General features: G+C 38.9%; 11 protein-coding genes. 6 read left to right on the forward strand and 5 right to left on the reverse strand.

Going from position 1 to position 12,444, the window contains the following annotated elements:
* The 3 genes from HT669_RS09545 to HT669_RS09555 all read right to left on the reverse strand — a co-directional run.
* Window positions 1–360 (reverse strand): restriction endonuclease subunit S (locus HT669_RS09545; RefSeq protein WP_172933693.1); only part of this gene is annotated, 360 nt, incomplete at its 3' end.
* A complete protein-coding gene (locus HT669_RS09550; protein WP_000029046.1) occupies window positions 360–1,823 on the reverse strand; it encodes a class I SAM-dependent DNA methyltransferase in 1,464 nt (487 codons plus the stop codon). The genes HT669_RS09545 and HT669_RS09550, both read right to left, overlap by 1 nt.
* Before the next feature lie 12 nt (window positions 1,824–1,835).
* Complete coding sequence (locus HT669_RS09555) at window positions 1,836–4,169, reverse strand: DEAD/DEAH box helicase family protein (RefSeq protein ID WP_000229094.1); 2,334 nt, start codon at window positions 4,167–4,169, stop codon at window positions 1,836–1,838.
* A 607-nt stretch (window positions 4,170–4,776) separates the two neighbouring features.
* On the opposite strand from HT669_RS09555, the gene HT669_RS09560 reads away from it, so the two are divergent.
* The 6 genes from HT669_RS09560 to dnaJ all read left to right on the forward strand — a co-directional run bounded on the left by HT669_RS09560 (window position 4,777) and on the right by dnaJ (window position 11,046).
* Window positions 4,777–5,310, forward strand: coding sequence for a DUF2812 domain-containing protein (locus tag HT669_RS09560; protein WP_001088699.1), 534 nt, complete (start codon window positions 4,777–4,779; stop codon window positions 5,308–5,310).
* A gap of 139 nt (window positions 5,311–5,449) precedes the next feature.
* Window positions 5,450–6,484, forward strand: a complete 1,035-nt coding sequence (hrcA, locus tag HT669_RS09565; protein ID WP_000255739.1) for a heat-inducible transcriptional repressor HrcA — start codon at window positions 5,450–5,452, stop codon at window positions 6,482–6,484.
* A 26-nt stretch (window positions 6,485–6,510) separates the two neighbouring features.
* Window positions 6,511–7,035: a nucleotide exchange factor GrpE gene (gene grpE / locus HT669_RS09570; protein WP_000046032.1), complete on the forward strand. Its 525-nt coding sequence runs from the start codon at window positions 6,511–6,513 to the stop codon at window positions 7,033–7,035.
* Window positions 7,036–7,401: 366 nt separating this feature from the next.
* Window positions 7,402–9,225: a molecular chaperone DnaK gene (dnaK, locus tag HT669_RS09575; RefSeq protein ID WP_000034669.1), complete on the forward strand. Its 1,824-nt coding sequence runs from the start codon at window positions 7,402–7,404 to the stop codon at window positions 9,223–9,225.
* 1 nt (window position 9,226) lies between these two features.
* Window positions 9,227–9,628: a hypothetical protein gene (locus HT669_RS09580; protein WP_000114360.1), complete on the forward strand. Its 402-nt coding sequence runs from the start codon at window positions 9,227–9,229 to the stop codon at window positions 9,626–9,628.
* A 278-nt stretch (window positions 9,629–9,906) separates the two neighbouring features.
* Window positions 9,907–11,046 carry a molecular chaperone DnaJ gene (gene dnaJ / locus HT669_RS09585; RefSeq protein WP_014017330.1) on the forward strand — a complete coding sequence of 380 codons (1,140 nt, stop codon included), beginning with the start codon at window positions 9,907–9,909 and terminating at the stop codon, window positions 11,044–11,046.
* Window positions 11,047–11,684: 638 nt separating this feature from the next.
* On the opposite strand, the gene HT669_RS09590 is transcribed toward dnaJ, so the two are convergent.
* The gene (locus HT669_RS09590; RefSeq protein ID WP_000777749.1) at window positions 11,685–11,972 is read right to left on the reverse strand and encodes a hypothetical protein; all 288 of its coding nucleotides are present in this window, start codon (window positions 11,970–11,972) and stop codon (window positions 11,685–11,687) included.
* A gap of 9 nt (window positions 11,973–11,981) precedes the next feature.
* On the reverse strand, window positions 11,982–12,392 hold the full coding sequence (locus HT669_RS09595; protein WP_001278321.1) for an HIT family protein: 411 nt from the start codon (window positions 12,390–12,392) through the stop codon (window positions 11,982–11,984).
* Between the last annotated feature and the right edge of the window lie 52 nt (window positions 12,393–12,444).

Genomic DNA, 12,444 nt, shown 5'->3' on the forward strand with positions numbered 1-12,444 from the left:
ATTTATTCCATCTACTTCGTAAGTAAGATAATCTTTGATTGGTCGTGGAGAGCCACCTCTGACAATTTCAACCAATGTAGAAAACCTCACCCACTCCCAAGTATCAGGAATATCATAAGGAACATCAATTTCTTGAGTACTTCCATCAGCAAACTTCCCATAATGTTTCCCATCATCACCACGAAATATCTCAGTTTCCTTTTTATCTCGTTTGATTTTTCCTTCACTGATAAGTTTTTCTTTTTCAGCTTTAATTCTCTTTAATAATTCACTTGCAGGTTCGTCATTGGGATTTTGCGGCACTAATTTCCCTTCCATCGCTCTTTGGAGAATACTTGCTTTAAGTTGTTCTGGTGTCATTATTTGTCCTCCAACAACTGCAAAATATCAGCTAATACATTATCAATCTTATGATTTAAAGTTGCTCTTTCCGCTTGATAATTCTGAATCAACTCAAAGGGATTTAAGATTTCCTCTTCCTCTTTTGGAAAGCCACACTGGTCTAAATTATAATTCAACTCAGCCAATTCACTAGGTGTAAATGATTTAGATTTGTAGAACTTACCTTCCAAAATCTCTTCACGATTTTCCCACCAGTCACGAACAGGATTGAAGTGTTCTGACTTCATCGGCTTAGTTTTCGAGAAATTTTTATAACCATCTGGCATATCTAAACGATAAAACCAAGTTTCTTCTGTTTTCTTTGTTTTATCAAAGAAAAGAATGTTCGTATGGATTCCTGTATACGGTGCAAAGACACTATGAGGCAACCTAATAATCGTATGTAAGTTGAACTCATCTACCAGTTTTTGTTTCAAGCGAGTTTTTACACCTTCACCAAATAGAAAACCATCAGGTAAAATAACTCCAACACGACCATTTTCTTTCAAACGATACATAATGACAGCCATAAATAAATCAGCTGTTTCAGAACTCCGTAATTCTGCTGGAAAGTTATTTTTTATTGTTTCTAATTCTGACCCTCCAAAAGGTGGATTCATCATAATAATGTCAAATTTTTCATCATCCGTATATTCACGAACATTTTTCTCCAAAGTATTTCCATGAACAATTTTAGGGTCATCAATTTCGTGAAGAAACAGATTTGTAACTGCTAAAAGATGAGGAAATGCTTTCTTTTCAATACCAAAAACAGCTGTATTATATTTTTTGGTATCTTCACTAGTTTTACGTTGACTACTTAAACGGTTCAGAGTCGAAGTCAAGAAGCCTCCTGTTCCGCAAGCAAGGTCTGCCATTGATTCTCCAAGTTTTGGGTCAAGAACTTCGGCAATAAAATCAGTCGCTGCACGTGGCGTATAAAATTCTCCTGAGTTCCCAGCATTTTGAATATCTTTAAGAATTTTTTCGTAAATATCATTAAACGAATGACGATCTTCAGGGCTATTGAAATCAACTTCATCAATAACATTGATGACTTGGCGTAACAAGACGCCATTTTTCATATAGTTGTTCGCATCTTCAAAAGCTGATTTAACAATCGTTTTTCGAATAGGCATATTTGAAGTTATTTCAAGCTCTTTCAACTCTTTGAATAACTTGTTATTGACAAAATCAAGTAATTCATCGCCTGTCAATACCCGTTCCCCATTTTGAGCATGAGCCCAATTTCGCCATTTTAATTCCTCTGGGATAATTGACTCATACTCGTCTTCTTCTAATTCCCAAACCATTTCACGGCTATCATAAATTTTTAAGAATAATAACCAAGACATTTGCTCAATACGTTGAGCATCACCATTAACACCAGCATCGTTTCGAGTGATATCTTGAATTCTTTTTACAAATGATGTAATTGACATACTTTCCTTTCATTAAGCTACTGTAAATAGCTCTTGCTCCAATTCTTTAATTGCTTGTAAATATCGTTTTTTATCTCCAAAATAAGTATTGATGATTTTGAAGGTTCCACCATATATCTGAAATTCTGGAAGTTTTAATGTTTCAATGCTTTCGAGTTCTCCAATACCTTTATCCATGTATTTGTTCAGTAAAATTTCCAAAACAGCACGCGCTTCCTCACTATATTTATATAAATATCCGCTTTGTTTGAGCTTATTGATACGTTCCGTTTTGGTTAATTCTTTTTGACCATAGGCAAGTTTTAGGAGTAAATCAAAATCATCGATTTCTTGTTCTGATATTCCCTCCGACTCTCGAATAGCATCTAGATAAACTCCTTTTTTATAAAGTTCGTCTAAGATAAGCTTCTTTTTATCCGCCGTATGCCAAACTGTGATAAAATCGTTCAAAGTGGCGTAGCTACCTAAGATATTCTTCCGAGTGTAGTCGGTCAGGCTTTCGGTAATCAGTTTCCCGTTTTCATCCAATACTTGAACAGTAGAATTAAGAATGGTAACCTGCTTGTCTGTAACGATATATTTTTCTACTGGGTCACCACCTTCGTTTACAAAACCAGGTGTAGTACCATTGTTTGTTTTTGCGCCCGTTTCCAGAACCTTCACTGGTTCACCATCAAAATCAGGGTCAGCAAACAAATTGGTAACATTTCGAAAATCAATAATCGTAAAAAATTCTTTCCCCTTTTGAGGATAAAGACGTGTGCCACGACCAATAATTTGTTTAAATTCAGTCATGGATTGGATATTAGAGTCTAAAACAATCAAACGACATGTTTTAGCATTAACTCCTGTCGTTAATAATTTAGACGTTGTTACAATAGCGGGAAAATTAGAATTGACATCCATAAAGTTATCCAGTTGAGCTTTTCCTTCAGCGTTGTCACCAGTTACTTGCATGACATAACGATAGTCTTCTTGGACTAAGTCTAGATTCTCTTTTACAAGTGCAGCACGCATTCGCTCGGCATGGTCAATATCAACACAAAAAACAATTGTTTTATCAAATCGTGCATTGCTTTGCTTCATATAATCAGAAACAAACTTGGCAACTCTTTGCGTTCTATCATCAATGACAATGGTTTTATCAAAATCTTTCCTGCTGTAGTACCTATCTTCTATTAATTGTTCGTTAGCATCAACTTTTCCAGTTTCTGGACGATAACCATCCACATCCACATCTAAATTAACCCTCATAACACGATATGGAGCCAAAAAACCATCCTCTATTCCCTGTTTTAAACTATAAGTATAGATTGGCTCACCAAAGTATTCCGTATTGGAAGCATTCTTGGTTTCTTTAGGAGTAGCGGTCATCCCAATCTGTGTCGCAGAACTGAAATAATCAATCACCTTACGCCAGTTACTGTCTTCCTTAGCTGAACCACGGTGCGCTTCATCAATTACGATTAAATCAAAGAAGTCTTTGTCAAATTTTTGATAATGTGTCTCAGTTCCATCTTCACCAGTTAGTTGCTGATAAAGCCCTAGATAAATTTCAAAAGAATTTAATTTTTCAGGAGCAGTCAAAAGTTTTGGTGTAATTTTCGTCATTACCTTTTCGAATGGTCTAAAGTCTTCAGCCATCGTTTGGTCTACTAAGATGTTTCTATCTGCTAAGAATAAAACTCGTTTAGCCAAACCAGCTTTTCGAAGGCGATGAATAATTTGAAAAGCCATGAACGTTTTCCCCGTTCCTGTTGCCATCACAAACATTACTCGTTTTTGTCCTCTGGCAACTGTTTCAATAGTACGGTTGATAGCTATTTGCTGATAATAGCGTGGCGTTTTCATTGAGAAGGCGTCTGTATAGTATGGAGTTGAGATAGCTTCTGTAATTTCGTACGTCAATCCTTTTTCCTTCGTCATACGAGAAAATAATTCTTCACGAGTAGGGAATTCGTCTAACTCCAGCTCACGTTCTTCTCTCGTGATACGGTCGTGTTCAATAAAGCCATCACCATTCGAAGAATAAACAAATGGAACATCTAAAATCTCTCCGTATTCAATAGCTTGTTGTAATCCTGCTCGAACGCTGTGTTTATTATCCTTTGCCTCAACAATTGCAATTCGAGTTCCAAATTGGTAATACAGTGAATAGTCTGATTTTTTTCCTTCTTTACGACGAGCCTTATCTCCTCTAACCTCAATTCGACCATCAGTGAAGTATTCTTCGTAAGCGATATGCTCACCATTTTTCCATCCTTTGGATACAATAGCAGGAGTGATGAAATTTGCTTTAATATCCTCCTCACTCATTTCTTTCTTAGACTTTATAAACTCAACCATATTGAACCCTCCGCATTCTAAAAATCTACTTCTCCATAAAATAAACTATCAGAACAAATTATACTTCTATTATATCACACTTATAAAAATACTCTGCTAAATTGTTGAAAATAAGTATGCAATATACTTTCGCATCGCGTCAGATTATCTCCGCATAACACCGCTATTTTCCGCTGTTTTCGGCAGGCGACTTATTATCATTCTATAAGCACTTTCAGTCGGGCTGGTGAGATATTTTTCAAAAATAAATAATCACATTTAAACATTTTGAAAGTATAAAATATCTACATCAGCCGTTCAAAAACTGGCGTAAATTTTGCTATAATATTTTCGTTTAAATAAAGATTTTTTTATGCCAAAAGGATTTTAACAATGCGGATGCTTCCTATTTTGCTTCTCTTTTTAGCTCTACTACCGTTTTTCTCAAAGTTTGTCACTGGAGGTAGTTCTTTCAGTTGGGAAGTGTTTTTGATTTTCATAATAGATTGGGTTTTATTGATAGTTTTTGCGATTCAGATTTCTTATATTTTTTGGAGATTGAGTCAAAAGTGGAAAGAATTATCTAATAAATAACGCTAGGCATGTTGTCTAATTTTGGGGTAAGACAATGAATAGCAGAGTAGAATTTCGGATTTTCACCATTGTTGATTTGGACAAGAAAGAAGAATATTTACATGAGATGCATTTGAAAGGTTGGAGGTATAGAACTAGTCGTTTTGGTTTGTTCTATCTTGACCAATGTCAACCAGACGATGTCATCTACCGTATCTATGATTCTAGATTTCTTAAAAAATATAAGCATGAACTGCAAGATTTTAGAAATAGAGGTTGGGAATTGATAGGAGCAGGTTTTTGTTCGATTCTTCGTAAATCGGCTTCTGATATACTTTCAGAGGATCAAGTCTATATGAGTAATAATCTCAGGTGGGAAGTTATGCGATATAGACTTCGTTCATGTGCAGCTACTTTCTTAGGAGGTTTTGTTGTTTGTATGAGTTTGTTTCGAGAAGAACTGTCGCAATCTTTCTTTGTTATTTTTGCTCTATATGCCTTTATGATTTCTTATCTAATCTATGGTTATTTCAGACTAAAAAGTAAATACCGAGTAGATGGAAGGCAGGGTTCTAGGTCTTCAGACTGATTTTTAGCACTCTTGATAAAAGAGTGCTAATTTTTTGAATTTTTATCTTGACATTCTCTTCTAAGGGTGTATAATAGAATCATAAGTTAGCACTTGAATGTATCGAGTGCTAATTTATCAGACAGAGAGGAGTGATGAGATGGTTACAGAGCGTCAGCAGGATATTTTAAATCTGATTATTGACATCTTTACCAAAACGCACGAACCTGTCGGATCCAAAGCCTTGCAAGAGTCTATTAACTCTAGCAGTGCAACCATTCGTAATGACATGGCGGCTCTAGAAAAGCAAGGTTTGCTTGAAAAGGCTCATACTTCAAGCGGTCGGATGCCAAGTATTGCTGGTTTTCAGTACTATGTAAAACACTCACTGGATTTTGATCAACTGGCTGAAAATGAGGTATATGAGATTGTCAAAGCCTTTGATCAGGAATTCTTCAAACTGGAGGATATTCTGCAAGAAGCTGCTAATCTACTGACAGACCTGAGTGGCTGTACGGTAGTGGCACTGGATGTTGAGCCGAGCAGGCAACGTTTGACAGCCTTTGATATCGTTGTTTTGGGGCAACATACAGCCTTGGCAGTATTCACCCTAGACGAGTCGCGAACGGTTACCAGTCAGTTTCTGATTCCAAGGAACTTCTTGCAGGAAGATTTGCTGAAACTGAAGAGCATCATTCAGGAACGTTTCCTCGGTCACACCGTTTTAGATATTCACTACAAGATTCGGACGGAGATTCCGCAGATTATCCAGCGTTACTTTACAACAACGGACAATGTGATCGATCTCTTTGAACATATCTTTAAGGAAATGTTCAACGAAAACATTGTGGTGGCGGGCAAGGTTAATCTCTTGAATTTTGCCAATCTAGCAGTCTATCAGTTCTTTGATCAACCGCAAAAGGTGGCTCTGGAGATTCGTGAGGGGTTGCGTGAAGATCAGATGCAAAACGTCCGTGTTGCAGACAGTCAGGAGTCCTGTCTAGCTGACCTAGCTGTGATTAGTAGCAAGTTCCTCATTCCTTATCGGGGAGTTGGAATTCTAGCCATTATCGGTCCAGTCAATCTGGATTACCAACAGCTAATCAACCAAGTCAATGTGGTCAACCGTGTTTTGACCATGAAGTTGACAGATTTTTACCGCTACCTCAGCAGTAATCATTACGAAGTACATTAAGATTGAAATCATTAAAGGAGGCGAAAATGGCCCAAGATATAAAAAATGAAGAAGTAGAAGAAGTTCAAGAAGAGGAAGTTGTGGAAACAGCTGAAGAAACAACTCCTGAGAAGTCTGAGTTGGACTTGGCGAATGAACGTGCAGATGAGTTCGAAAACAAATACCTTCGCGCTCATGCGGAAATGCAAAATATCCAACGCCGTGCTAATGAAGAGCGTCAAAACATGCAACGTTATCGTAGCCAGGACTTAGCAAAAGCGATTCTCCCTTCTTTGGATAACCTTGAGCGTGCACTCGCGGTTGAAGGATTGACAGACGATGTCAAAAAAGGATTGGAGATGGTGCAAGAAAGCTTGATTCACGCTTTGAAAGAAGAAGGAATCAAAGAAATCGCAGCTGACGGTAAATTTGACCATAACTACCATATGGCCATCCAAACTCTCCCAGCAGACGATGAACACCCGGCAGATACCATCGCCCAAGTTTTCCAAAAAGGCTACAAACTCTATGATCGCATCCTACGCCCAGCCATGGTAGTTGTTTACAACTAGGCAATTCTGACGGTAGCTAAAGCAACTCGTCAGAAAACGGCAATCGCTATGGCGTTTGCCTAGCCTCCTTATTAACTCGTCGTCGAAATAAAATCGATTTCGACTTCTCGTGTCGCAATTTACATAATAGAAAACTTGTCCGAAACGACAATAAACTATGAAGAAAGATAAGAGGCAAGCCGGAGGCTTGCAAGGAAGATATTTCCCGCCGTGGTAAAAGTTTCAGTAGCTTTTGCTACTGAAACAGGGGATTTTTGAGACAATAGGCTCAAAAATAAGTGATGAAATCCCGAAGGGAGTTGCTCACGTCCCCACCACTTAAGGGAAATATAAAAAAAGAAAATTAACTAACAAGGAGAAAAACACATGTCTAAAATTATCGGTATTGACTTAGGTACAACAAACTCAGCAGTAGCAGTTCTTGAAGGAACTGAAAGTAAAATCATCGCAAACCCAGAAGGAAACCGCACAACTCCATCTGTAGTCTCATTCAAAAACGGAGAAATCATTGTTGGTGACGCTGCGAAACGTCAAGCAGTTACAAACCCAGATACAGTTATCTCTATCAAATCTAAAATGGGAACTTCTGAAAAAGTTTCTGCTAATGGAAAAGAATACACTCCACAAGAAATCTCAGCTATGATTCTTCAATACTTGAAAGGATACGCTGAAGACTATCTTGGTGAAAAAGTAACCAAAGCAGTTATCACAGTTCCTGCTTACTTCAACGACGCTCAACGTCAAGCAACAAAAGACGCTGGTAAAATTGCTGGTCTTGAAGTAGAACGTATTGTCAACGAACCAACTGCAGCAGCCCTTGCTTACGGTTTGGACAAGACTGATAAAGAAGAAAAAATCTTGGTATTTGACCTTGGTGGTGGTACATTCGACGTTTCTATCCTTGAATTGGGTGACGGTGTCTTCGACGTATTGTCAACTGCAGGGGACAACAAACTTGGTGGTGATGACTTTGACCAAAAAATCATCGACCACTTGGTAGCAGAATTCAAAAAAGAAAACGGTATTGACTTGTCTACTGACAAGATGGCAATGCAACGTTTGAAAGATGCAGCTGAAAAAGCGAAGAAAGACCTTTCTGGTGTAACTTCAACTCAAATCAGCTTACCATTCATCACTGCAGGCGAGGCTGGACCTCTTCACTTGGAAATGACTTTGACTCGTGCGAAATTTGACGATTTGACTCGTGACCTTGTAGAACGCACAAAGGTTCCAGTTCGTCAAGCCCTTTCAGATGCAGGTTTGAGCTTGTCAGAAATCGACGAAGTTATCCTTGTTGGTGGTTCAACTCGTATCCCAGCCGTTGTTGAAGCTGTTAAGGCTGAAACTGGTAAAGAACCAAACAAATCAGTAAACCCTGATGAAGTTGTGGCTATGGGTGCTGCTATCCAAGGTGGTGTCATCACTGGTGACGTTAAAGACGTTGTCCTTCTTGACGTAACACCATTGTCACTTGGTATTGAAACAATGGGTGGAGTCTTCACAAAACTCATTGACCGCAACACAACAATTCCAACATCTAAATCACAAGTCTTCTCAACTGCAGCAGACAACCAACCAGCCGTTGATATCCACGTTCTTCAAGGTGAACGCCCAATGGCAGCAGATAACAAGACTCTTGGACGTTTCCAATTGACCGATATCCCAGCTGCACCTCGTGGAATTCCTCAAATCGAAGTAACATTTGACATCGACAAGAACGGTATCGTGTCTGTTAAAGCTAAAGACCTTGGAACTCAAAAAGAACAAACTATTGTGATCCAATCTAACTCAGGTTTGACTGACGAAGAAATTGACCGCATGATGAAAGATGCAGAAGCTAACGCTGAAGCAGATAAGAAACGTAAAGAAGAAGTTGACCTTCGTAACGAAGTAGACCAAGCGATCTTTGCGACTGAAAAGACAATCAAGGAAACTGAAGGCAAAGGATTCGACGCAGAACGTGACGCTGCCCAATCTGCCCTTGATGACCTTAAAAAAGCTCAAGAAGACAACAACTTGGACGATATGAAAGCAAAACTTGAAGCATTGAACGAAAAAGCTCAAGGACTTGCTGTTAAACTCTACGAACAAGCAGCAGCAGCGCAACAAGCTCAAGCAGGAGCAGAAGGCACACAAGCAACAGGAAACGCAGGCGATGACGTCGTAGACGGAGAGTTTACTGAAAAGTAAGATGAGTGTATTGGCTGAAGAATATCTAAAAAATACACGAAAAGTTTATAATGATTTCTGTAATAAAGCTGATAGTTATGAGTCTGCAAAAGATTTTATAGATAATATTCCAGCAGTATATTTGGCTAGGTATAAAGCAATTATTTTAGCTGAGCATGAAAGTTGTGTTAAAAATGATGAGGCGGTAAGGAATTTTGTTACTTCAGTATTGTTGTCAGCGCTAGTATCAGCACTAGTATCAGCAACCATACAAAAACCAGAATTTATAATATCGTTTATAATGGGCATGATTTGGGTTGTCGGTGTATTCCTTCTAATCTATTGGAATTTTATAGCAAATACTAAGAAGAGACAAAAATATATAAATATTTCTGTACTTATAGGATATTTAAAATCAAAATAAAGTTAATTTACTTATTTGCAGAGGTTGCAACCCAGCCTCTGTTTTTCGATAAAAAGGGACGGAATATCATTTGTTTGGGTTTTGTCTCATCAATATGAAAGAAAGGAACAAATGTGTTCAGGGAATTGAACACGGGTTCCCAAATTTCTTACTTAATATAACAGAAAGGAATTGAACCCGACCTAAATTCTCGGAAAAAAGATAAATCTGTCTAGGAGCATCGCTCCAGCGTCAGATTTCCTATTTTTCAGTCGAATTTTACGGTCTTGGTATCTTGTATGAACAATACTGAATTTTATGATCGTCTGGGGGTGTCAAAAAACGCTTCGGCAGACGAGATCAAAAAGGCTTATCGTAAGCTTTCGAAAAAATATCACCCAGATATCAATAAGGAGCCTGGTGCTGAGGAAAAGTACAAGGAAGTTCAAGAAGCCTATGAGACTTTGAGTGACGACCAAAAACGGGCTGCCTATGACCAATATGGTGCTGCAGGCGCCAATGGTGGATTTGGAGGCTTCGGTGGTGGAGCTGGCGGTTTCAATGGGGCAGGTGGCTTCGGTGGTTTTGAGGACATTTTCTCAAGTTTCTTCGGCGGAGGCGGTGCTTCACGCAATCCAAATGCTCCTCGCCAAGGGGATGACCTCCAGTATCGTGTGAACTTGACCTTTGAAGAAGCTATTTTTGGAGCTGAAAAAGAAGTTAAATACAACCGTGAAGCAAGCTGTCGTACATGTAATGGCTCAGGTGCTAAGCCAGGAACCAGTCCAGTCACTTGTGGACGCTGTCATGGTGCTGGTGTCATTAACGTCGATACGCAGACTCCGCTTGGTATGATGCGTCGTCAAGTAACCTGTGATGTCTGTCATGGTCGCGGAAAAGAAATCAAAGATCCATGTACAACATGTCACGGAACAGGGCATGAAAAACAAGATCATAGCGTACATGTCAAAATTCCTGCTGGTGTGGAAACTGGTCAACAAATTCGCCTAGCTGGTCAAGGTGAAGCTGGATTTAACGGTGGACCTTATGGTGACTTGTACGTGGTTGTTTCTGTGGAAGCCAGCGATAAGTTTGAACGTGAAGGAACTACTATCTTCTACAATCTCAACCTCAACTTTGTCCAAGCAGCTCTTGGTGACACAGTAGATATTCCAACTGTTCACGGTGATGTTGAATTGGTTGTCCCAGAGGGAACTCAGACTGGTAAGAAATTCCGCCTACGTGGCAAAGGAGCTCCGAGTCTTCGTGGTGGTGCAGTTGGTGACCAATATGTTACCGTTAATGTCGTAACACCAACAGGCTTGAACGATCGTCAAAAAGCAGCCTTGAAAGAATTTGCAGCTGCTGGTGATTTAAAAGTCAATCCAAAGAAAAAGGGCTTCTTTGACCATATTAAAGATGCCTTTGAAGGAGAATAATACTCTTCGAAAATCAAATTCAAACCACGTCAGCGTTGCCTTGCCGTACTCAAGTACAGCCTGCGGCTAGCTTCCTAGTTTGCTCTTTGATTTTCATTGAGTATAAACAAAAAGAGCCGAGTGGCTCTTTTTGTTTATAGATTTTTTAAGACTTTCCTTAAGTAATGACGGACGGTAGCGATCTTCTTCGAAGTTCCATACCTAAACTTTGAGCCTAGGTCTCAAAGTTTCCGGACGAGTCTGAGACAAAAAGATTTTGATTTCAGGAATTCTTTATTATAAATTTTAAAAATCGATAGATTAGATAAAAAAGCGAACAAGACAGAATTCTGAGTGTCAGATAACTCGTTTTGTTCGCTTTTTATATTGAAGATTAGACTTTTATCCCAGACTCGTTTTCAGTACGGCGGAAAATCTTCGATTTAGTTGTGAAATGGTGAATGATACTCTTTAAAAATCTCCTCAAACCACGTCAGCGTCGGCTTGTCTACAACCTCAAAACTGGTGTTTTGAGCAGCCTGCGCCTAGCTTTCTAGTTTGCTCTTTGATTTTTATTGAGTATGAGTTGCCTAAATTATGATGTATAGTTGATGGGATATAACTTGTTTACGTTTTAAAAAAGAGCCGACTGGCTCTTTTTACTTATCTTCGATTTCCTGTGTTTCTTTAATCACAGCTAGTCTAGTCTGGATATCCTTTTCCAAGACCTTAAACTTGTAAGTCAGGTCTTCTTGATATTCCTTGATGAGTTCTTTTTGCTGGTCAATGATTTGTAGGCTGTTTTGGATAATATCCACATCGTCCTTGATAGCTTGAACGCGGTCAGTGGTATTCAAGACTTCATCTGTGATGGTTTGGCGATTTTTTGTGAGCAGATAACTTCCAGCTGCAGCTCCTGCAAATAGCAATAGATTGGATAATTTCATGGCAACTCCTTAGGCATTTTTGATGGTTTCAGCGACTTGAGCGAGTTTGTCAAAGTCTGGTTCGTGGGCGATAAAATCAATCTTAAGGTCATCGTCCGCACTGTAGCGAGGTACGAGGTGAACATGGGTATGAAAGACGGTTTGACCTGCGACTTCTTCACAGTTAGCAATGATATTCATACCAGTAGCCTTGGTAGCTTTCATGACTTTTTGAGCTACTTTTGGTACTTGGGCAAAGAGTTGGCTGGCGCTAGTAGCATCCATTTCTAAAAGATTACGATAGTGTTCTTTTGGCACGACCAAGGTGTGTCCTGGTGTCACTTGAGAGATATCAAGAAAGGCAAGAACCTGCTCATCTTCATATACTTTTGAAGCAGGAATTTCCCCTGCGATGATTTTACAAAAAATGCAATCTGACATAAAATCTACCTCTACTGTACTGAATTTTGATATAATCCCGACTTTATCACTT

Origin of the sequence: Streptococcus sp. 2100, assembly GCF_013276335.1 — a bacterium.
Lineage (GTDB): Bacteria > Bacillota > Bacilli > Lactobacillales > Streptococcaceae > Streptococcus > Streptococcus pseudopneumoniae.